Origin of the sequence: Comamonas testosteroni ATCC 11996 (genome assembly GCF_000241525.1) — a bacterium.
GTDB classification, from domain to species: Bacteria; Pseudomonadota; Gammaproteobacteria; order Burkholderiales; family Burkholderiaceae_C; genus Comamonas; species Comamonas testosteroni.
Genome location: NZ_AHIL01000025.1, coordinates 124,692 through 144,354 on the forward strand (window position 1 = coordinate 124,692; position 19,663 = coordinate 144,354).

Sequence of the window (19,663 nt, forward strand, 5' to 3'; positions counted from 1 at the left end):
GCGGCAGCCAGAGCGTCCGCCTCGTTGGTAAAGGCTTTGACTTCGCTTCAAGAGCCGCAATCAGGCATTGGCAACGTCGTTGAATTCTAGAAAGTCAAAAAAAGCGATGTGGCTTTGGGCCCACATCGCTTTTTGTGCCGTTTATCGGTATCAGTTCAGGTCTTGAGACAGACCCATGGTCACGTAGTTGCCTTCGCCGAAATCAAGTTTCGTATTCTTGGATGTGGCCACTGCAACATAGGCGTAGGTTGTCTTGCCGTTGATGGTGATTTTGAAGGCTTTAGCTTTGACCACTGCGTCCTCTCTGGGGTCTTCCATCCCTTCGCCAGTAAACGCCTTTGAGAAGCCAAGCAAAGACTCTGGCTGAGCGTTTGAACCGTATGGGGTGTACGTGAAAGAGCCGTCGGAATGGAACTGGGTGAACCCAGTGTCTTGGCAATACTCATATTCACGGAAGATCTTGCCGACCAGCTCATTGCTGTCAGTTACGGGGGTCCAGTCATCAGAAATATAAGCATAGTGGACCGAGTACGGCTCACTTTGGCAGTACTGTGCAAAGCGATTGCTCAGAAAGCTGACGACGTTGCGCAGAGGCTGGCCAACCTGAGTCACATTGCCGTCTGAACTCATGGTGATCTTCGCAGTAGAGAGCCCGCGCTTGGGGTCGGGGATGGAGAGCACATAGTCCCCGCCATGGGTGAGCGCACCGCCGGCACGGAATGTCAGCATATTGCGAGTGGTGAACATGGAACCCGCAAATGCACCCTGAGTCAGAGGCTTGCCTGCAGAAGCGCTTGCAGCAGCTTCTGTTTGTGTGAGCCCTGTGGAGGTCAGTGCTGCGCCGTAGCTCTCCAGCAGATCATCACCTGCATCGCCCTTTTGAGCATTGAATGCGCTGGTCACAGGGTTGAAACCATCGGGAAGAGCTGGCTTTCCGGGCAGGCTGGCCAGAGTCTCTTTGAGCTTGTCTTGCGCACTGGCCAAAGCTGTAGCAGAGATTTTGCTGCCCAGATCCCCATTGTTGGCAGAGTCAAACCATGCGTTGGGCTTGCTGTTGCTGAGGATCCCGACCATCAGGTCGGTCAGCGGTGTGATGTTGGAGATACCAGAGCCTGCAACCACAGAGTGCAGGGGCGTGGCCAGAGCTTGGCCGTGAGCTTGACCACCATCCACTCGGATTACGCATGGATAGTCACCGCTCTTGAGGGAAACTTTCCAGGTGCCGTCAGTGCCGGTGGTTGTCGTCGCTGTAGCCCCCGAAGCACATTTCAGGGTGACAGTGCCTCCCACGATCGGAGCGCCCACTGCAGCTACGCCGCTGGCAGTCGTTGTGCTGGGGGCTGGATTACCTGCATTGCCGCTGTCTCCGCCACCGCCACCGCCGCATGCAACCAGTACTGCTCCCATGATTGCGCTCAAGGCGATTTGAGCAATTCCCTTGTTTGTGATCTTCTTCATTTATTTCCCCATTAATGATCTGTTCAAACTGCCGATGAATTTTTGTCAGCAGCAAACTAGAAGCACTCCCGCTAGCCACAGATGGCGCGTCATTTCGCAATGGTGCTTATCCATGGATGTGTTCATTTGTAACTGAAGCGGGCGGAGTATCGTTGGTTCTATTGCTTGATAGCAATAACTAACTCGTTTACAGAGAATGTGGAGCAGATGAAACCTACCTCTGACGGTTATTTGTCCTCCGCTTCATCACCGCCCTCCACGCCCTCGCTCTGCTGCGTTTCCAGAGTCAGCTGGCTGATGTAGCCGCTGCTGCTCAGGCTGTGGCGCACGGCGGTAACCATCCACACGGTCTCATCAATCTGCTTTTTCCAGCCGCTGACGATCACCGGCCGCTGGGGCATGGGCCATAGGCCAAGGTGATGTCGAACGAGTAAATGCCGCGCTGAATGCGCAGCCATTCGGCACGGGCTGCGGCCAGGGCGTCCGCCTCATTGGCATAGGTCTGGCGTAAGGTCTTGGCCCGGCCGCTGATGCCGGCCACCACGCTGGAACGGGTATCTGGCCCGGATCCTTGGGGTACATCCTGCAGAGCGCCTTGGGGGTACAAATGAAATGTGCCCCCAATTTTTGAAAGCATGCCCCCAAATGTACCCCCACATATGCGTGGATGCCATTGGACTCTGATGGACTTCAGTGGAAAGAAAAAGGCCGTTTTCAGCGGAGAAATAAAAAAGTCCGGAAGCCTTTGGAAGCTACCGGACTAGGAAATGGTCCCCCCGACAGGAATCGAACCTGTATCTGTCGCTTAGGAGGCGACCGTTCTATCCATTGAACTACGGGGAGGGACGCTGGATTCTACCCGTGTTGTCAGCCTGCGGATTCCAACCGACTTATTTATGCCGGCTCTGCGCGGTTGACTTCGACGGAGACATGGGTGAGTTCTTCGTGTACCGACAGCAGCTGGCGGATGTAGTCGGGGGTGACCGTAGCTGCACCCTCGACCGCGATGATGCAGGCATAGTGGCTCTTGCCCACACGCCAGACATGCAGGTCTGTGATGTTGACGGGGTGCGGACCTTGTGCAACAGCTTCACGCACTTCTTCCACGACGGGAGCATCCATTTCGGCATCGAGCAGCACGCGGCTGCTATCGTGCAGCAGGCCTGAGGCCCATATTGCCACCATCACGGAGCCGACAAGGCCCATGACCGAATCCAGCCAGGCAAAGCCCAGGAGCATGCCGCCCAGCAACGCTGCGATGGCCATGACCGATGTGGCAGCGTCTGCAATCACGTGCAGATAGGCGGAGCGCAGGTTCAGGTCGCCGTGCGCATGGTCGTGTCCATGGTGATGATCGTGGTGCGATTCATGGCCGTGGTGATGGTGGTTTCCGTCCTTGAGCAGCCAGGCGCAGGCCAGATTGACCAACAGACCAAGAGTTGCCACGCCTATGGCCTGCTGATAGTGAATGGCGGCAGGCGAGAGCAGGCGTTGTATGGATTCAAAGGCCATCAGGGCGGCAACCAGCAGCAGGCAGATGGCGCTGGTGTAGCCCGCCAGGATTTCTATCTTCCAGGTGCCGAAACTGAAGCGCCTGTCATTGGCCAGCTTGCGCGCAGCGGCATAGGCGCTGACGGATAGACCGAGCGCCAGCGCGTGTGAACTCATATGCCAGCCATCGGCCAGCAGGGCCATGGAGTTGAAGTAGTAGCCTGCAGTGATTTCCAGCACCATCATGGCCAGCGTCAGCAACATGGCCAGCTTGGCGTTTTTTTCACCCAGCGGATTGCCTTGGTCAAAGCTGTGGGAGTGCTGCCGGGTCAGTGTGGAGTTGGTGTATGAGGTCATGATTGGTATGTTTTCATATACTCTACCCCAGTATATTTTCCATGCCGGCATGAGGACTACAATTCCTGCTTATGTCGCATACCGTTTCGAATCAAAAGCCACTGCTCGCGCGCATTCGCCGTATCAAGGGGCAGACACAGGCCCTGGAGCGAGCTCTGGAAGAAGGGCAGGACTGTGCCGTGGTGCTGCAGCAACTGGCGGCTGTGCGCGGGGCCGTCAATGGTTTGATGCTGGAGTTACTCGAAGGCCATGTGCGCGAGCATCTGGGGGCCGAGGCTGCGACGGCCGAGCAGCGTGAGCAGGACCTGGAGCTGGTCGTGAAGGTGCTGCGTTCCTACGTCAAATAAGGCGTGGCAGCAGGCCGCTGAGGGCCTGTATAGATGGATCAGGACTGCAGTTGCTCGGTCAGAGCATTGACGAATGGCTGCACCGCAGGATGGCTGCGTAGCCATTCCCTGCCCAGAAATTCTTCAATCGACTGCTGCTGCAGCCCCTGGTCGAGCCGGCCGGCCGATGCGGCCACAAGCAAGTCATGGGCGCGGTTCATGACTTGCTCGCTGTCTGCAGCTGCGGGCTCGCCCAGCTCCTGCATCCATTCCTGCTGGATGCGAAGTATGAGCTTGCCGGCGGCTTGCTCCAGCGTGGTGCGGCTGCGTGGCATTTCAGGATTGATAGCTGTTATCGCTTAACAGTAAATGGTTATAGGCATATTTCATGCTTAATCCTTGCGAACGGTATACACGATGTCCATGGCGCTGGTCATGCCGGTCTGAGCGCGCAAGGTGACGCTGCGCGACAGGTCGTAGAAGATGTAGATGATGCCCATGGCTCCCGACAGGCTCTGCTCGTAGGTCAGGTAGAGCTTGTCCGAGATGCGCTTGCCCATGGTCAGCGCAGCACCTGCAGCATCCGTGCCGTCGCCGCCGCCCTTGAAGCCGACTTCATCGAGCCCCAGGCTGCCCGCAATCTTGCCGCTTGAGCTGTTGCCACCAGCCAGCAGGGCCATGGCGGCCTGCTGAAGCAAGGCGCTGCTGGCCCCGCCAGAGGCGGGATCGCGTCCCATGACCACCCAGGAGAGCTTTTCTGCATCGGGAAGAGCCGGGTCCGAATACAGCAGCACGCGTGGCGCACTGGCTGTGCCCAGCACTTGCACACCGGCCTTGACGGCAATATTCGGGCGCAGCGCCAGTATGTCCAGCGAGGGGTTGTTGTAGGGGCCATTGAAGCGTATCAGTCCGGTTTCCACATTCAGCGACTGTCCCCAGGCACGGTAGCGGCCTTCCTCGGTACGGATTTCTCCGGTCACGCTGGGCGGGCCGCCGATGTAGCTGGCTCCTCGCACTTCAAGCTGGCCCAGCAGTCGCGTGGTGATGCCAAAGCCTTGCAGAGCAAAGTCGCGGCCCATGTCGAGCTTGACGAGAATGTCGGGCACCTTGCGCGGCGTGGCCCGGGCCTGCTCCTTGCGTGCCTGTTGCTCGGCACGCTGGCGCTCTTCCTCTTCGGCCTTGCGCGATGCCGCCGAGCGCACGACCACATCCTTGTCCAGCGATGGTGCGGATTCCTCGGGCAGGATGATGGAGGCTCTGTCGACGCTGAGGTCGCCGCGCAGCGTGAACTGGCCCTGCTCCAGCCGGGCCTGCAGATCGCCGGAGACGCTGACCTGACGGTCGGCGCGCACCAGGACTTGCAGCTTGCTGGCCTTGGCCTGCAGATTCATGCTCAGGCCCGATTCAGCCCCCGTACCCGGTGGTGTGAACTGGGCATAGCCCGAACCGGTAAGCTGGCCGCCGTCTTCGGGAGCTCGGGTCAGGTTGCCGCTATAGCCCAGAATGCGTGCCTGGCTGCCCTTACCGCCCTTGAGGCGCAGCTCGGTGATGTCCAGCCTGGTGCCTTGCAGCTTGGCGCGCAGAATGCCGTCGCGCAGGTCCACGCCATCGAGCAGAGACACGATATTGAGTCCATCGGCCTTGATATCGCCCTGCCACTTGGGGTCCTGCAAGGTGCCGCTGATGCTGGCGTCAGCCGCCAGCGTGCCCTGAATGCGCCAGCCCGGTGGCGCAAACAGGGCCCACAGTCCCATATCTGGCATGTTGGCGTGTAACTGACCGGACAGAGGTGCCGTGGCGGGTAGCGTCCAGCCGTCCTGCTGATAGCTGAGCTGGGTGCGCAGTTCGGCACTGAGCTTGCCTGCACGCTCGCTCTCCCAGAGTAGCTTGGCGTTGACCTGGCTGCCCTGGGCCTGCACGTTGAGGCGTATATCCTTGATGCGCGAGCGCATGCCTGCGCCGCCGATCTGGCGCGTGCGCGTGCCGCCGGCGCGTGTGGCGGTGGGGCCGGTGGTCTGGATGACGGTGGTGCTGGAGCCATCGTCCACCGCCAGCCGCAGATCACCTGCGGCGCGCTCGACCGTGAGATCGGCCTTGAGATCCTTGCCCAAGGTGTCCAGGTTCCAGCGTGCGTTAAAGCTCAGGTCACCGGAAATGCCGGCTGCTTCCAGCGGCGGCTCGTCATCGCCAAGGCTGAAGGCATCGACCCAGGCCAGTGGAATTCCAAGCGCCTGCCCTGCGCTGCGCACACCCCATTGGCCGCTGCCGGTACGGGTGACGGAGCCCTCATCCCATGCCAGCTGTACAGGTGCCAGTGGCTCGCTGCTGGTACGTCTGATGCCCAACTTCGGGGGCGTGATCTGCAGCTTGCCGGCGCTGAACTGATAGACGGTGCTCAGCACCGTGCTGCCGCTGGTGCGCTGCCTGAGCTGCACGGGGGCTGGGGCTTGCAACTGCACTACCCAGGGGCCGGGCTTGTTCTTGTCGGGTGTGAGCTGGGCCTGCAGCTTTTCCAGACTGGCTTGCCAGTCCAGCGGTGCCATGCCCTTGCCGCCGACTAGACCGGCCTGCAAAGCGGTGTCGAGCTGAATGCTCTTGCCCGCTTGCTGGGCCTGTGCGGTCAGGCCGACCCTGGCATTTTCGGGGCTGCCGTCAATGCTCAATGCCAGCGCAGGCAGGACGGCGCCCTGGTCGACTGCGGTGCCGGCAGGCAGATAGCGAATCTTCTCGGCGCGCAGCTTGGCCTGAATCTGCAAGCCACTGGCGGGAATGGCCGCGCCATGGGGAGCGCTCAGGCGCTTGAGCAGATTTTCCCAACCGCCCTTCAGAGTCAGTTGCAGATCTGCGCTGCCATCGAGTTGCGCGCCGGCCAGCGGATCCTTGACGCCCGGCAGCTTGCGCAGCCATTGTGTGAGCGTGCTCATAGAGCTGAGCTGCAGCTGGCTTTGGACAGCGCCGCTGGCAGGACTCATCTGCCCGTCAAAGTTCAGCTGCGCACCGGGTGCCGTAGCCTTGAGTCGAGCCTTGGCCTGCTGGGTTTCGGTATTGAACTCCACGGCTCTGGCGTCGACGCTGGCTTGCAGGGCTTCCAGCTGCAGCTTTTCCAGTTGCAGCAGCGGAGCCTGCCACTGGCCGCTGGCCACCAGTGTCTGAATGCGCAAGGCTTTGCTGTCGCGCTTGCCGCCCGCTGCCTGCAGATTAGCGGCAAACACAATCTTGCTGGCAGCGGGATCGCCGCTGCCAGGCTCGGCTTGCACAGCCTTGGCGCTGATTTCGCCTTCCAGAGGGGCGGCTTCCAGCGTGCTGTAGAGATCGGCCGGGTTGAGCTGTTCCACCGTGGCCAGGCCTTCAAACAACCGGGTGCTCGGCGTGAACTGACCGTCGAGCGCGATATTGCCCTTGCCGATCTGGATACGAGAGTCGTCGACCTGCCATTGCTGGCCGTTGAAATGGACTCGGGCCATCAGCTCGGCCACGGGCAGGCGTTGCCGGTCCCAGGGGCCGGGCAGCGAGTTGCTGAAACTGGTGTTCAGGTTCCAGGGCTGAGCCTCCAGGTCCGTAGCTGCAGCTACCGTTTCGTCGGGGCCAGCCTGCAATTGGCCGGTCAACAGGGTGCGCGGTCCTTGAGGCCAGAATGCCGAGACATCGAGATTGCGGAGCTGGGCCTTGGCAGCCAGCAGCGGCTGGCTGCGCCAGGGCATGATGCTGGCCTCCACATCCGCTTGCATGGGGGCGGCATCTGCTGCTGACCCGGACTTCGCGCCTGAGGGCTGCGGGTTGCCTTTGAGTTTGGGGTCGAGAGCTGTTTTTACTTGAGTGTCTGCGCTGGAGCCGAAGGCCTCGGCGCTGGCATTGGCCTTGATCTCCAGCTTGGCCGCGTCGGTGGCCAGAGTGCCTTCGGCTGTCACCCTGGCCTGCACGGCAATGGTGTTGGCAGAATCATCGCTTTTGTCCAGCGGATTGGGCACTTGCACATCACCGCTTGCTTCGGCCTGCAAGGACATGGGTGCGGCGCCCTGCAACTTCAGCTGGGCCTGGTAGGCGCCCTGGGCAAAGCGCAGGCTGCTGACTTTGAGTTCGTGATGCGTGCCCGTGTATTCATAGCGACCGCGAAGGTCTTGCACCACGGCTTCAGGCGGGCCTTGCCAGATGATCTGATCGACCTTGAAGGGCAGCTCTATCTTCACTGGAAGGGTCAGCGACTGCAGCGGTTCGCTGGCGGGTTTGTCGGGATCAGGGGTGCTGGAAATGCGCAACTCGGCAATATGAACCTCGCCCAGCTTGAGCGTACGCGACAGCAGCAAAGGCCTGAACTGCCAGCCGATCTGAGCTTCCCTGACTTCGACCTTCATGGTCGGGCTTTGCCATTGCAGCCAGCCGATGCGGCCGCCATTCTTGACACTGCCCGTGACCTCTTTGGCGACCAGGGTCTGGTCTGCGGGCATCCAGCCGGCCACACGCTGCAGCGTTTGGTTGAGCGAGTCGTCCCTGCCAATCCACCACAGCAGGCTGCCGAGCGCCAGCACCAGGGCGAGCAGGGTCGCTGCAAAGGTCCAACCCAGCGCGCGTAGCCAGCGGCGGCGTTTGAGAGGTGAAGAGGATGCCTTGGCGGGAGGGGAGGTGTTTTGTTCTGCCATGCTTAAAACGTGAAGCCAAGACGCAGGTGCAGGCGCAGTTGCTGCTCCTGTGCGCCCCAGGCGAGATCTGCTTGAATTGGGCCAACCGGGCTTTTCCAGCGAATGCCGGTGCCAAAACCGACGCGGGTGTAGAGGCGGTTGATGTCATCGCCCACGGTGCCGGCATCGATGAAGACGGCGTGCTCGAAGTCCTGGGTATTTCCCTTGATGGTGATGGGCCGCTGCCATTCCACGCTGCCCATCGCCAGATAGCGGCCCGCAATCACACGGCCGTTGTCGGTGCGTGCGCCAATCGATTGATAGCCGTAGCCGCGCACCGTGTTGTCGCCGCCGGTCAGAAACATGATGGTGGTGGGCAGATCCACATCTTTCTTGGCCATGACGGCGCCGACTCCAGCCTTGAGCTGCAGACGGCTGTGGCGCCTGGTTTCCTCGTCGCGCTCGCCCAGCGGGATCAGGCTGAGCCAGCGCCCAGTGAGGCGCCCGAACGGCGAGCGCTGCGGCGTCAGCGTGGTGCCGGCACCAGCCTCCAGGGCCAGGCCGAAGCCGGAGGTGGGCAGCAGATTGTTGTCGAAATAGCGGGCCGTCCAGCCATAGTTGGCCAGCAGCGAGGAAGCACCGGGCGGAGCACCTGCGCCCTGGGTCTTGGCATAGTCGTACTGCAGGTACATATTGCGCTCTATACGGTCCTCGGCCTTGGAGCGGCCAAAGCGCATCTGTGCACTGTTGGTGTAGAAGTCGCCTGCAGGCGCACGCTCGAGCTTGCCGCTGGCAAACCAGCGCCAGAGATTCTCTCCGGGAAGGCCGACCAGCTGCGTGGATATAAGCGGGTTCTTCCTGTCCAGCTGCAGCTTGCTGACGGCGCGCCAGTTCAGACCGGGCACCTTGTTGTAAGTGTGGTCGATGGACAGACGAGGTCCGGTGTCCGTGCTCAGACCCACACCGAACACCCATTTCTGCAGCTTGGCTTCGCGCACCTTGGCAATCACGGGCGAGGTGATGGCTGCACCCTGATTCTTGCGCTGCTCGTCGCGCTCCGCTTCGGTAGCGGCCTGTTGTGGCGAATCGGCCAGGGAGAGAAATACCGAGTCGTAATAGCCGCTGCTGACCAGGCGCTGCTGCGCATCGAGCATGCTTTGCAAGTCATATTCCTGACCTTCCGGAAGGCGCGCAATACGGGCCGTTCGCACCGGGTCGTAGCGCTCGGCGCCATCAATCTGCAGCGGACCGAAGGTATAGGCAGGGCCGGGGGCATAGCTAACGCTGACCTGGGCCTTGTTGGTGTCGGCATCCACATCGGCCAGACTGGTATCTATGCGTGCCAGCGGGTAGCGGCGCTTTTGCAGCTCCTTGAGACCACCGCTCTTGGCGCTGCTCCAGGCCGATTGCGAGAATTGCTCGCCAGCCTGCAGCGGCCAGGTTTCTTCGATCTGCAGGCGCTGCGAGGTCCCCAGTTCATCGCTGGCATTGACGCCGGTAAAACGCACCTCGGATTTTTCAATGATGGTGGGCGGGCCTGGATCGACCTTGACCACCACTTTGCGCGGCGCTTCTTCCTCGGGAGTATCGGTCAGCTCCACGGTCACCGTGGGACTGAAATAGCCAAGGGTGCCTATCAGCTCGCGCACGTTGGCATCAGTCGCGCCCAGCAGGCGCGTCAGCTCGCGGCGCTGCAGATCGGGCTGGTGGCGAAAACGCTTGAGTTCAAGATGCTGCTCCAGCAGCGCACGGACTTGTTTGGGGGCATCGACTTCCAGAGTGAAGGCTGGGGGGCCGCTGGTGTCGATGCCCATGGCTTCGGCTTCTTTGTCTTTGGGGGAAAGCAGGCTGCAGCCGCTGAGGAGCAAGGCGGCTCCCAAAAGCAAAGCCGGCCTCAAGGCCGGCTTTTTCAAGGGCAAGGTCTGGGGCATGCCCCTATTTTGACAGCATGCGCATGGCGTCTTCCAAGCCTTTGAGCGACAAAGGGTACATGCGGTCCCCCATCAGCTGCTGGATGATGCTGATGCTCTGGCGGTACTGCCATACGCCCTGAGGTTCGGGGTTGATCCAGGCAAAGTGCGGGAAGGCATTCGTCAGGCGCTGCAGCCACTCGGCACCGGGCTCCTCGTTCATGTACTCGACCGAGCCGCCGGGCTGCAGGATTTCATAGGGGCTCATGGTCGCGTCACCGACAAAGATCAGCTTGTAGTCCTTGTTGTACTTGCGAATGATGTCCCAGGTCGGAAATTTTTCGGCAAAGCGGCGGCGGTTGTTCTTCCACATGAAGTCGTAGACACAGTTGTGGAAGTAATAGAACTCCAGATGCTTGAGCTCGCTCTTCACGGCCGAGAACAGTTCTTCCACTCGCTGTATATGCTCGTCCATGGTGCCGCCCACGTCCATGAGCAGCAGCACTTTCACATTGTTGTGCCGCTCGGGGATCATCTTGATGTCGAGATAGCCCGCATTGGCGGCCGTGGAGCGGATGGTGTCCGGCAGGTCCAGTTCCAGTTCGCTGCCCTGGCGCGCAAACTTGCGCAGGCGGCGCAGAGCGACCTTGATGTTGCGCGTGCCCAGTTCCTGGGTGTCGTCATAGTCGCGGTAGGCGCGCTGCTCCCAGACCTTGACGGCGCTCTTGTTGCGGCCCGGCCCGCCAATGCGTATGCCCGCCGGGTTGTAGCCGCCATGACCGAAGGGGCTGGTGCCGCCCGTACCAATCCATTTGTTGCCGCCTTCGTGGCGCTCCTTTTGCTCCTCCAGGCGCTTCTTGAGCGTCTCCATCAACTCGTCCCAGCCCATGGCTTCGATCTTGGCCTTGTCCTCGGGGCTGAGTTCGCGCTCCAACAGCTTTTGCAACCAGTCCTGCGGAATTTCCTTGGTCAGGTCGGCCAGCATCTCCACGCCCTTGAAATAGGCGGAAAAAGCGCGGTCGTACTTGTCGTAGTGCTTCTCGTCCTTGACCAGAATGGTTCGGCCCAGGTGGTAGAAGTCGTCCAGGCTCCAGCGATCTTCGCTCTTGGGGCCGATGATGCCCGCGTCCAGTGCTTCCAGCAGAGCCAGAAACTCCTTGACCGACACAGGCAGTTTGGCGGCGCGCAGGGTATAGAAGAAATCGATCAGCATGAAAAATGCCTCCAGCGCTTATGCAGCGGGTGCATGTTGCTCCAGAAGGTAGAGCAGTTGTGCACGGGCTTCAGGCCATTCGCCACTGCGCATGCTGTACATCACGGTGTCGCGAATCGTGCCGTCGCGGCGCAGCGCATGGCCGCGAATCACGCCATCCTTCTTGGCTCCCAGCCGCTCGATGGCGCGCTGGCTGGCGAAGTTGAAGTTGTCCGTGCGCCAGCCCACCACATGGCAGCCAAGCGTACCGAAGGCATGGGCCAGCAGCAGCAGCTTGGCCGAAGTGTTGACATGGGTGCGCTGCACGCTTTTGGCATACCAGGTGTAGCCAATCTCCACACGGCGAATGGCAGGCACGATGTCGTGATAGCTGGTCGTGCCCAGCACCTTGCCGGTGGCATCGTCAAGCACGGCGAACGCAAAGCGGTGGCCCTGGTCGCGGCCCAGCAGCGCGGCCTCGATATAGCTGCGTACTTCGCCAGGCTCGGGCACGGAAGTCACTCGTATCTTCCACAGCTCTCCATCGGCAGCGGCCGCTGCCAGTCCAGGCTCATGGCTCAGAGCCAGCGGCTCCAGCCGCACGCCGCGGTCGCGCAAGGTCACAGGTTCTACAAAAGTCATGGCTCGCTCACTCAAAGTGGATTGCGCTTGCCGCGCCAGAGTCGGGCCAGCTTGAGCCCCAGGCCTCCGCCAAGCCCCACCAAGGCGATGGCGGCAATGCTGCCCGCACCATAGCCCTGGGCAAACAGGTCAAGCCCCAGCACATGGGAAAGGCCCCAGCCCAGCAGGGCTCCACCCACAAAGCCGATGGCGTCGGAGCCGCCTTCCAGCAGCAGTTGTTGTGCGGTGCTCATGGGCTGTGTCTCCTCGGTTCTTAAGGAAGGTTAGCGGTTGCGCTGGTTCATGAAGACCAGCTTTTCAAACAGGCTCATATCCTGCTCGTTCTTGAGCAGTGCGCCAACCAGGGGCGGTACGCTGACCTTGCCTTCCTCGGACTGCAGGGCCGATGCAGGGATCTCCTCGGCGACCAGCAGTTTGAGCCAGTCGATCAGCTCGCTGGTTGAAGGCTTTTTCTTGAGGCCGGGCAGATTGCGCACATCGTAGAAGACCTTCATGGCGGCGCTCAGCAACTCACCCTGCAGCCTAGGGAAATGCACGTTCACGATCTGGCGCATGGTGTCGGCATCGGGGAACTTGATGTAGTGGAAAAAGCAGCGGCGCAAGAAGGCGTCGGGCAATTCCTTTTCGTTGTTCGAGGTGATGAAGACCAGCGGGCGGTGCTTGGCGCGGATCATCTCGTGGGTTTCGTAGCAATAGAACTCCATGCGATCGATTTCGCGCAGCAAGTCGTTGGGGAACTCGATGTCGGCCTTGTCGATCTCGTCGATCAGCAGGGCCACGGGGCGTTCTGCCGTGAAAGCCTGCCAGAGCACGCCCTTGACGATGTAGTTGTGAATGTCCTTGACGCGCTCGTCTCCCAACTGCGAATCGCGCAGACGGCTTACGGCGTCATACTCATACAGGCCTTGCTGGGCCTTGGTGGTGGACTTGATATGCCACTGCAGCAGTGGCATGTCCAGCGCCTGAGCCACTTCCTCGGCCAGCATGGTCTTGCCCGTGCCGGGCTCGCCCTTGATCAGCAGAGGGCGCTGCAGGGTAGCGGCAGCGTTGACGGCCAGCATCAGATCTTGCGTGGCCACGTATTTGTCGGAACCTTGAAACTTCATGGGCGGTATCAGCGTAAGTATTGATAAGCGTGCGAAATTCTCACTGCCATAATCGTTTGCACTGCAGCAAGGCATTTGAGCACCCGTCTGAACTCTTGAAGGATTGTGCGCGCAAAATGATAAAAACTTGGACCACGGTATTGGCAGTAGTTGTCGCATCAGTGACCGGCGCGGCAAACGCCCAGGCTGTCAAGGGCGATGCAAAGGCCGGCGAAGGCAAGATCGCCATGTGCATAGGCTGTCATGGCATCACCGGTTATCAGGCCAGCTTCCCTGAGGTTTACAAGGTGCCGATGATCGGCGGGCAAAACGAGGCCTATATCGTCTCGGCTCTGAATGCCTATAAAAAAGGCGAACGAAAACACCCCACCATGCGCGGCATTGCCGACTCGCTGAGCGAGCAGGACATGGCCGATGTGGCGGCCTTCTATGCAGGTCATGGCAAGGCCAAGGATGGCAAGGCCAAGGAGGCGAACCCTGCTGTCACGGCGCTGCTGCAAAAAGGTGCCTGCTTCTCCTGTCACGGTGAAGGCTTTTCAAAGCCCATTGACCCGTCCTACCCCAAGGTGGCAGGGCAGTATTCGGACTATGTCTTGCGCGCGTTGCAGTCATACAAAACCGATGGCAATCCGCTCATCGGGCGCAGCAATGGCGTGATGGCGGGTATTGCCAAGCAGTTCAAGAACGACGAGCTGCAGCAACTTGCCAAGTACATCGGCAGCCTGGACAGCGAGATGCAGGTGGTGGCGCAGCCGCACTTCCGTCTGGGCCAGAAGTAGCTCGGCTGCGACAAAGAAAAAGCCCGTGAAGACGGCTTTTTCTTTGTCTCCATGAAGTGCCGCTCTGCGGCACATCGCCTCAGGGGCTGCTTTTGAAACTGCCGTCGGTGGTGGCCAGACGCTGAACTCCGGCGACATACGCCTCACCATCGGGCGGGCGTCCCGAGCGTTGGCTTTCCCAGAGCATCTGGCCGAGGCATTCCATCGCGGCGTGATGGGCGTCATGCAGATCACGCTTTCTGGTCAGCAGTTCCACGGCCTGGCGTATGCCGCGTGGCGAGTCCACGCTGCACTGTTCGCTGATGGACAGATGCATGGACAGGTGCAGAAACGGGTTGGTACGCTCGGTCTCCGCATCGTAGTTGCGCGCCACGGCGGCATCCACGTCGGAGAGCTCATCGAAATACTCTGGGTGCTCGTCTATCCACAGGCTGGCCAGCGTCTCGATGGCCTCCATGGGCGCGCCGCTGATCATCTTGGCGCGCACACCGCAAAAAAATCGCCGTACGTCGGCTTGACTGGGGTTGAACATGATGGCGCGCAGCGTATCACGGCTGCCGGGCGTCGGCCGGACTGTGGTCTTGCTCGCTGGCCGGGGCGGTATCTGGTGTTTCTGCGCTGTCAGCCAGGAGGTCGGCACGTTCCTTGGCCATTTGCTCCACCAGTTGCTGGCGTCCCTGCTTGGCCACCGCAATCAGCTGGTTCTTGTCCTTGTAATGCGGGTACATGCGCTCAGCCAGAGCCAGATTGTGCTCCCTGAAGCGTGCCGTGATGCGTTTGGCCTCGGCCGGACTCTGACCTAACAGTTCCAGCACCGACTGGGCCGAGATCAGGCTGGACTCGAACACTTCACGCTGGGCATGCTCCACACCCAGGTCGCGCAGTTGGAACCAGTGATTGAGATCCCGGGTGCGGGCCACGATCTCCAGGTTGGGGAAATGCTTGCGTACCTGACTGGCTATCTTGAGGGACTGCTCGGGAGTGTCGACGGCAATTACCAGCACATGTGCCTTGGCTGCGCCTGCAATGCGCAGCAGGTCCATGCGAGTGGCATCGCCGTAAAACACCCGGTGGCCATAGATCTGCGCGGCCTCCAGCATCTCCACGCTATGGTCCAGGATGGTCGGGCGTATGCCCTGGGCCAGCAACACGCGAGCCACGATCTGGCCGTAGCGGCCGAAGCCGGCAATGATGATGGGCGAGTCCTGAGGCTCGGAGATCTCTCTGGCCTTGTCGGAGCCGCACTCCTCATCCTTGATGGTGGAAAAGCGGCGCAGCAGCAGTTTGTCCAGCAGCACCAGCAACAGCGGGCCCAGCAGCATCGACAGAGCCACGGCCGCGACCAGCATGGACGAGACGCTGTGGCGAAACACCTTGTACTGCGCGGCTGTCTGGAACACCACAAAGGCGAATTCCCCACCTTGCGCCAGCATCAGCGTGAACACAGGGCGTTCGCGCCAGGGAATCTGCATGAATTTGGCCAGGCCGAAGATCATCACTGCCTTCAGTGCAATAAAGCCCGTCACCATGGCGGCCATGGCCCAGGGAGACTGGAGGATGACGCCAAAGTCAATGCTCATGCCCACGGCCATGAAGAACAGGCCCAGGAGCAGCCCTTTGAACGGCTCGATATTGGTTTCCAGCTCGCTGCGGTATTCGCTGTCGGCCAGCAGCACGCCGGCCAGGAAGGCGCCCAGCGCCATGGACAGGCCCACCTGTGTCATCAGCATGGCAATGCCTACGACCAACAACAAGGAGGTGGCAGTAAAGATCTCGGGGGTCTTGCTGCGCGCAATCCAGCGCAGCAGCGGTTGCAGCAGCAGGCGGCCGCCGATGATTACGGCGCCAATCGTGCCCACGGTCTTGAGAATGGCCAGCCAGACATGGCTGTCACCGTGGCTGGCATGGGCGGCCTTGTAAGCGCCCAGAATCGGAATCAGCGCCAGGATGGGGATGGCCGCCACGTCCTGGAACAGCAGGATGGAGAAGGCGGCCTGTCCGCTGGGAGTGCGCATCAGATTGCGCTCGGCCATGATCTGCAGGCAGACAGCGGTAGACGACAGTGCCAGGCCCATGCCCGCAATCAGGCTGACGCGCCAGGACAGACCAAAGGCCCAGGCAGCCAGGAACAGAATGCCGGTGCAGACCGCCATTTGCGCCATGCCCCAGCCGAAGATGGGGCGGCGCAGCTCCCAGAGGCGCTTGGGCTGCAGCTCAAGTCCGATCACGAACAGCATCAGCACCACGCCAAACTCGGCAAAATGCAGGATGTCGTCCACATTGCGCACCAGACCAAAGCCCCAGGGGCCCATGGCAATGCCGGCGCCCAGATAGCCGATGATGGCTCCCAGGCCCAGGGCTCTGGCGATGGGGACAGCCAGAACCGCCGCCGTAAGATAGATGAAGCCGTAAGTCAGCCAGATGGGAGAGCCGTGTTCCATGGGAATGTTATGTGGTGTTAACCCTAGAGAGATTCCATTTTGGCACCCGCAGCCAGGCGTCAGATTTTTGACAGAAAGAAAAATGGCACGAATGTTTACCTGGTGCTTATAGCGCCTGGTCAACCATGCGTCTGCAAGTTGATAGCGCAACTTTTAAGATAGGCGCTTTGTGACTGGCGCTTTAGATCGGCGTTTGGAGTGAGTATGGATCTGCACACCTGGTTTGCTTTTTTTGTGGCCTCCTGGATCATTGCGGTCTCGCCGGGGTCGGGGGCTGTGCTGTCCATGAGTCATGGCCTGTCCTACGGTGTGCGCAAGACCAGCGCCACCATCATGGGTCTGCAACTCGGGCTGCTGCTCATCTTGTTGATAGCAGGTGCAGGCGTGGGCTCGCTGCTCATGGCATCCGAGTGGGCCTTCAATGCCGTCAAGATCGTGGGCGCAGGCTATCTGATCTATCTGGGTATCAGCCAGTGGCGCTCGGGTGGCTCGCCGCTGGCAACGCAAGAGGCAGTGCCTGAGGCCAGTCTCAAAAAGCGTGTGCTGACGGGTTTTCTGACCAATGCCACCAATCCCAAGGGCATCATCTTCATGGTCGCCGTGCTACCCCAGTTCATGACCACCAGTCGTCCCCTGGCCCCTCAGTTGGCGATTCTGGCCGTGACTATGCTGGCCGTGGACACCACTGTGATGCACAGCTATGCCGCAGGTGCCAGCGCCTTGCGCGGCCTGATGCGCAGCGCACGCGCCATGCGCAACCAGAACCGGGTGTTCGGCGGCCTGCTGATGGCAGTAGGCACAGGCCTGTTTTTTGTTCAGCGCTCCAGTGAAGCCTGATCTGCTTTGAAAAGCATAGCTGCATGCTTATGAATAGATTGAGCTAGCGGCATATTTGATCGAATCATCTAGGGTAAGCCCCTTGTCCCGCGTCAGACATGGCGCAGGGCAGGGGGCTTCTACATTGGGGGCATGAAAACCTTTCGCTCCTACTCCGAAGTGCTGGCCTCGATTGGGCAGGAAGTCGCCGTCAGCGACTGGATTACCATCACCCAGGCCCAGATTCAAATGTTTGCCGACGCCACGGGCGATCAGCAATGGATTCATACCGATCCCGAGCGCGCCGCCCAGGGACCGTTCGGCGCGCCGATTGCCCATGGCTTTCTCACACTGTCCCTGCTGCCGCAGTTCTTCGAAGGCACGTTCAAGATCGAAGGCGCCAAGATGGGGGTGAACTACGGGCTCAATCGTGTGCGCTTCATGGCTCCCGTGCCCGTCAACAGCCGCTTGCGGGCCCGCATGACATTGCAGGCGGCGGAGCGCATCGAGCCGGCCGGCATTCAGATGACCTGGCTGGTGACGGTGGAGCGCGAGGGCAGCGACAAGCCTGTGTGCGTGGCTGAGTCGCTGGCGCGCAGTTTTGGTGCTGCGGCCTGATTCGCGGCGTAATCTTCAAGCCATGAAAAAAGCCCCTTGGCATCGGCCTTGGGGCTTTGCTATTGAGCCGCACCTTGCACAGCAGGGTGCTGCGCAGAGGCCGTCATTCGCCATAGTTGTCCAGCAAACCGGCCTTGCCTGCGGCAATGGTTTCCTGGCGCACTTGCTCACGGCTGAGGTTGCTGGATTGCTGTTGCTGGGACAGAGGCAGATAGGCATCGCCAACGGGTTGCAGCTGACCCTTGGCCATGGCGTCCTGCACCTGAGCCTTGACCTGGGCACGGGTCAGGGTGGACTGAGAGGCCACTTCGGGAGGGTAGTGATCGCCGGTGAAGTCAAAGCCTGCGGCCTGTGCAGCGGCGGCGGACATGGCCAGGGTGGCAACGATGGCGAGGCGGTTGGCGTATTTCATGATTCGTCCTTTGGGTACATCGGGCCTGCAGTCCTGGCGGATATCGTCGGTCGGCTGCAAGTCCATGGGTCGTACTTTAGGACGATCTAATTGCGAGAAAAACCCCTTGTTGCGCAACTTATTGTTCCGAAAATAGAGACAATAAGCGGGAACTTAAAGAGCTGTCTTGGGCTCCGCAAGGGCAGCTCCCACGAAGCCCTGCTGGCGCCAGGCTTCGAACACCGTCACGGCCACGGCGTTGGATAGGTTCAGGCTGCGCTGAGATGCCAGCATGGGCAGGCGCAGTCGCTGCTCATTGGGGAACTGGGCGCGCACCTCTGGTGGCAGTCCCTTGCTTTCAGAACCAAAGACCAGCCAGTCGCCCGCCTTGAATTCCATGGCATGGGCCGGACTGCTGCTATGCGTGGTCATGGCGAACATGCGCTCGCGCTGCGGCTGACAGGTTTGAAGGAAGACGTCCCAGCTGGCGTGGCGGGCCACATTGGCGTACTCGTGATAGTCCAGTCCGGCGCGGCGCATATGCCGGTCTTCCATGGAAAAGCCCAGCGGCTCGATCAGATGCAGGCTGCAGCCCGTATTGGCGGCCAGACGGATGACATTGCCCGTGTTGGGAGGGATCTCGGGCGCCACAAGAACGATATGAAACATGGGGCGCTATTGTGCAGCCCGGCTTTTACCCACGCTGCTGCCTCCGCAGTTCCAGAGTGGCGAATATGGGTCAAGGCGTGCGTGCCAGCACGACGGCGCTGACCGAGGCCGCGCCAGCCGACAGCAGGCAGCCTGCCAGTGCATCCAGCGTGGCACCAGTGGTCATCACGTCGTCGAGCAGCAAAATCTCCCGTCCTTTCACCAGAGCCTGCCGAGCCGGGGCGAGGCTGAAGATGCCGCGCAGCTGGCGCAGTCTTTGTTCCCGGCTGGAGGCATGTTGGGGCAGCTCCAGATGTTGGCGTTGCACAGCCTCGCTCAGCAAGGGCAAGGGCCTGTCGTATTGCTCCGAGAGGGAGCGTGCCAGCAGCAGACTGTGGTCAAAGCCGCGCTCGCGCACGCGCTGTGCGGAGGCCGGCATGGGCAGCAAGGCATCGCAGGCCCGCAACTGCTCCCTGACTTCGGGGTGACTGGCCATCAGCCTGCCCAGGCTGCGCGCCAACCCCAGATCGGCCTGAAATTTGTAGCGTGTGATGAGGTTTTGCCAGGGGTAGGCATAGTCCAGCGCGGCGGTGCAGCGCTTGAGTCGGGGTGGTTGCTTGAGGCAGTTGCCGCAGAGGCTGACCAGAGCAGGCAGTGGCAAGGCACAGCTGTGGCAGCGGTGCTTGTGCTGAGCCCAGCGGGCATGGCAGTCGCGGCAGATGCGTGGCCCCGGCCAGCGACCACAGACTGCGCACTGGCTGGGCAAGGCATCCAGCCAACGCTGCTGCTGGCGGCGCAGGCGTGAAAGCCATGTCGCATGAAGGTCGGGCATGGAATCAATATACTCGCGCCGCATTGATCTTCACTCCGGC

At 60.8% G+C, this 19,663-nt stretch carries 20 protein-coding genes and 1 tRNA gene; 4 read left to right on the plus strand and 17 right to left on the minus strand.

Annotated elements, in window-relative coordinates:
* Positions 1-150: 150 nt before the first annotated feature.
* The 5 genes from CTATCC11996_RS09300 to dmeF all read right to left on the minus strand — a co-directional run bounded on the left by CTATCC11996_RS09300 (position 151) and on the right by dmeF (position 3,306).
* Positions 151-1,458, minus strand: a complete 1,308-nt coding sequence (locus CTATCC11996_RS09300; protein ID WP_042437689.1) for a hypothetical protein — start codon at positions 1,456-1,458, stop codon at positions 151-153.
* Positions 1,459-1,685: 227 nt separating this feature from the next.
* Entirely contained in the window at positions 1,686-1,859 is a 174-nt protein-coding gene (locus tag CTATCC11996_RS25875) for a hypothetical protein (protein ID WP_003075444.1), read from the minus strand.
* Positions 1,841-2,065 (minus strand): hypothetical protein, encoded by a 225-nt coding sequence (locus tag CTATCC11996_RS09305; RefSeq protein WP_003075445.1) that lies wholly within the window; start codon positions 2,063-2,065, stop codon positions 1,841-1,843. Before CTATCC11996_RS09305 ends, CTATCC11996_RS25875 begins: the two co-directional genes overlap by 19 nt.
* 161 nt (positions 2,066-2,226) lie before the next feature.
* A tRNA-Arg gene (locus CTATCC11996_RS09310) sits at positions 2,227-2,301 on the minus strand.
* A 51-nt stretch (positions 2,302-2,352) separates the two neighbouring features.
* Complete coding sequence (dmeF, locus tag CTATCC11996_RS09315; protein ID WP_003075447.1) at positions 2,353-3,306, minus strand: CDF family Co(II)/Ni(II) efflux transporter DmeF; 954 nt, start codon at positions 3,304-3,306, stop codon at positions 2,353-2,355.
* Positions 3,307-3,377: 71 nt separating this feature from the next.
* Here dmeF and CTATCC11996_RS09320 point away from each other — a divergent pair, with 71 nt between their 5' ends.
* The gene (locus tag CTATCC11996_RS09320; RefSeq protein WP_003075449.1) at positions 3,378-3,653 is read left to right on the plus strand and encodes a metal/formaldehyde-sensitive transcriptional repressor; all 276 of its coding nucleotides are present in this window, start codon (positions 3,378-3,380) and stop codon (positions 3,651-3,653) included.
* Positions 3,654-3,691: 38 nt separating this feature from the next.
* Here CTATCC11996_RS09320 and CTATCC11996_RS09325 read toward each other — a convergent pair whose 3' ends face one another.
* Genes CTATCC11996_RS09325 through CTATCC11996_RS09355 form a run of 7 tightly spaced genes read right to left on the minus strand, consistent with a single transcriptional unit; the run spans position 3,692 to position 13,098 of the window.
* Complete coding sequence (locus CTATCC11996_RS09325; RefSeq protein WP_003075450.1) at positions 3,692-3,967, minus strand: hypothetical protein; 276 nt, start codon at positions 3,965-3,967, stop codon at positions 3,692-3,694.
* A gap of 57 nt (positions 3,968-4,024) precedes the next feature.
* The gene (locus tag CTATCC11996_RS09330; protein ID WP_003075452.1) at positions 4,025-8,269 is read right to left on the minus strand and encodes a translocation/assembly module TamB domain-containing protein; all 4,245 of its coding nucleotides are present in this window, start codon (positions 8,267-8,269) and stop codon (positions 4,025-4,027) included.
* A 2-nt stretch (positions 8,270-8,271) separates the two neighbouring features.
* Positions 8,272-10,179 carry an autotransporter assembly complex protein TamA gene (locus tag CTATCC11996_RS09335; protein WP_034348545.1) on the minus strand — a complete coding sequence of 636 codons (1,908 nt, stop codon included), beginning with the start codon at positions 10,177-10,179 and terminating at the stop codon, positions 8,272-8,274.
* Positions 10,180-10,183: 4 nt separating this feature from the next.
* Positions 10,184-11,371: a vWA domain-containing protein gene (locus tag CTATCC11996_RS09340; RefSeq protein WP_003071236.1), complete on the minus strand. Its 1,188-nt coding sequence runs from the start codon at positions 11,369-11,371 to the stop codon at positions 10,184-10,186.
* Positions 11,372-11,389: 18 nt separating this feature from the next.
* Entirely contained in the window at positions 11,390-11,992 is a 603-nt protein-coding gene (locus CTATCC11996_RS09345) for a GNAT family N-acetyltransferase (protein WP_003075456.1), read from the minus strand.
* Positions 11,993-12,003: 11 nt separating this feature from the next.
* Entirely contained in the window at positions 12,004-12,225 is a 222-nt protein-coding gene (locus CTATCC11996_RS09350; protein ID WP_003075460.1) for a hypothetical protein, read from the minus strand.
* Between the two features lie 30 nt (positions 12,226-12,255).
* Positions 12,256-13,098: an AAA family ATPase gene (locus CTATCC11996_RS09355; protein WP_003075462.1), complete on the minus strand. Its 843-nt coding sequence runs from the start codon at positions 13,096-13,098 to the stop codon at positions 12,256-12,258.
* Between the two features lie 116 nt (positions 13,099-13,214).
* Between CTATCC11996_RS09355 and CTATCC11996_RS09360 the strand changes: the two genes are divergently transcribed.
* Complete coding sequence (locus CTATCC11996_RS09360) at positions 13,215-13,877, plus strand: c-type cytochrome (RefSeq protein WP_034348604.1); 663 nt, start codon at positions 13,215-13,217, stop codon at positions 13,875-13,877.
* Between the two features lie 79 nt (positions 13,878-13,956).
* Here the strand turns inward: CTATCC11996_RS09360 and CTATCC11996_RS09365 are convergent, their stop codons facing one another.
* Together CTATCC11996_RS09365 and kefC are read right to left on the minus strand one after the other, a co-directional pair.
* Positions 13,957-14,409 carry a DUF1841 family protein gene (locus CTATCC11996_RS09365; protein WP_003075467.1) on the minus strand — a complete coding sequence of 151 codons (453 nt, stop codon included), beginning with the start codon at positions 14,407-14,409 and terminating at the stop codon, positions 13,957-13,959.
* Positions 14,410-14,425: 16 nt separating this feature from the next.
* Positions 14,426-16,318 (minus strand): glutathione-regulated potassium-efflux system protein KefC, encoded by a 1,893-nt coding sequence (kefC, locus tag CTATCC11996_RS09370; protein ID WP_003075469.1) that lies wholly within the window; start codon positions 16,316-16,318, stop codon positions 14,426-14,428.
* A gap of 204 nt (positions 16,319-16,522) precedes the next feature.
* Here kefC and CTATCC11996_RS09375 point away from each other — a divergent pair, with 204 nt between their 5' ends.
* Both CTATCC11996_RS09375 and CTATCC11996_RS09380 read left to right on the plus strand, forming a co-directional pair.
* Positions 16,523-17,155, plus strand: a complete 633-nt coding sequence (locus CTATCC11996_RS09375) for a LysE family transporter (RefSeq protein WP_003075471.1) — start codon at positions 16,523-16,525, stop codon at positions 17,153-17,155.
* A gap of 132 nt (positions 17,156-17,287) precedes the next feature.
* Complete coding sequence (locus CTATCC11996_RS09380) at positions 17,288-17,752, plus strand: MaoC family dehydratase (RefSeq protein WP_003071260.1); 465 nt, start codon at positions 17,288-17,290, stop codon at positions 17,750-17,752.
* 103 nt (positions 17,753-17,855) lie between these two features.
* Here the strand turns inward: CTATCC11996_RS09380 and CTATCC11996_RS09385 are convergent, their stop codons facing one another.
* The 3 genes from CTATCC11996_RS09385 to CTATCC11996_RS09395 all read right to left on the minus strand — a co-directional run bounded on the left by CTATCC11996_RS09385 (position 17,856) and on the right by CTATCC11996_RS09395 (position 19,623).
* Entirely contained in the window at positions 17,856-18,230 is a 375-nt protein-coding gene (locus CTATCC11996_RS09385; protein WP_233506359.1) for a DUF4148 domain-containing protein, read from the minus strand.
* A gap of 87 nt (positions 18,231-18,317) precedes the next feature.
* Positions 18,318-18,812, minus strand: coding sequence for a tRNA (uridine(34)/cytosine(34)/5-carboxymethylaminomethyluridine(34)-2'-O)-methyltransferase TrmL (gene trmL / locus CTATCC11996_RS09390; RefSeq protein ID WP_003075476.1), 495 nt, complete (start codon positions 18,810-18,812; stop codon positions 18,318-18,320).
* Positions 18,813-18,882: 70 nt separating this feature from the next.
* Positions 18,883-19,623 carry a ComF family protein gene (locus CTATCC11996_RS09395; RefSeq protein WP_034348551.1) on the minus strand — a complete coding sequence of 247 codons (741 nt, stop codon included), beginning with the start codon at positions 19,621-19,623 and terminating at the stop codon, positions 18,883-18,885.
* Between the last annotated feature and the right edge of the window lie 40 nt (positions 19,624-19,663).

Coding starts and splice junctions, on each gene's coding strand:
- CTATCC11996_RS09300 (WP_042437689.1), bottom strand. CDS start 1,458: ATGAAGAAGATCACAAACAAGGGAATTGCTCAAATCGCCTTGAGCGCA.
- CTATCC11996_RS25875 (WP_003075444.1), bottom strand. CDS start 1,859: ATGCCCCAGCGGCCGGTGATCGTCAGCGGCTGGAAAAAGCAGATTGAT.
- dmeF (WP_003075447.1), bottom strand. CDS start 3,306: ATGACCTCATACACCAACTCCACACTGACCCGGCAGCACTCCCACAGC.
- CTATCC11996_RS09320 (WP_003075449.1), top strand. CDS start 3,378: ATGTCGCATACCGTTTCGAATCAAAAGCCACTGCTCGCGCGCATTCGC.
- CTATCC11996_RS09325 (WP_003075450.1), bottom strand. CDS start 3,967: ATGCCACGCAGCCGCACCACGCTGGAGCAAGCCGCCGGCAAGCTCATA.
- CTATCC11996_RS09330 (WP_003075452.1), bottom strand. CDS start 8,269: ATGGCAGAACAAAACACCTCCCCTCCCGCCAAGGCATCCTCTTCACCT.
- CTATCC11996_RS09335 (WP_034348545.1), bottom strand. CDS start 10,179: ATGCCCCAGACCTTGCCCTTGAAAAAGCCGGCCTTGAGGCCGGCTTTG.
- CTATCC11996_RS09340 (WP_003071236.1), bottom strand. CDS start 11,371: ATGCTGATCGATTTCTTCTATACCCTGCGCGCCGCCAAACTGCCTGTG.
- CTATCC11996_RS09345 (WP_003075456.1), bottom strand. CDS start 11,992: ATGACTTTTGTAGAACCTGTGACCTTGCGCGACCGCGGCGTGCGGCTG.
- CTATCC11996_RS09350 (WP_003075460.1), bottom strand. CDS start 12,225: ATGAGCACCGCACAACAACTGCTGCTGGAAGGCGGCTCCGACGCCATC.
- CTATCC11996_RS09355 (WP_003075462.1), bottom strand. CDS start 13,098: ATGAAGTTTCAAGGTTCCGACAAATACGTGGCCACGCAAGATCTGATG.
- CTATCC11996_RS09360 (WP_034348604.1), top strand. CDS start 13,215: ATGATAAAAACTTGGACCACGGTATTGGCAGTAGTTGTCGCATCAGTG.
- CTATCC11996_RS09365 (WP_003075467.1), bottom strand. CDS start 14,409: ATGTTCAACCCCAGTCAAGCCGACGTACGGCGATTTTTTTGCGGTGTG.
- kefC (WP_003075469.1), bottom strand. CDS start 16,318: ATGGAACACGGCTCTCCCATCTGGCTGACTTACGGCTTCATCTATCTT.
- CTATCC11996_RS09375 (WP_003075471.1), top strand. CDS start 16,523: ATGGATCTGCACACCTGGTTTGCTTTTTTTGTGGCCTCCTGGATCATT.
- CTATCC11996_RS09380 (WP_003071260.1), top strand. CDS start 17,288: ATGAAAACCTTTCGCTCCTACTCCGAAGTGCTGGCCTCGATTGGGCAG.
- CTATCC11996_RS09385 (WP_233506359.1), bottom strand. CDS start 18,230: ATGGACTTGCAGCCGACCGACGATATCCGCCAGGACTGCAGGCCCGAT.
- trmL (WP_003075476.1), bottom strand. CDS start 18,812: ATGTTTCATATCGTTCTTGTGGCGCCCGAGATCCCTCCCAACACGGGC.
- CTATCC11996_RS09395 (WP_034348551.1), bottom strand. CDS start 19,623: ATGCCCGACCTTCATGCGACATGGCTTTCACGCCTGCGCCGCCAGCAG.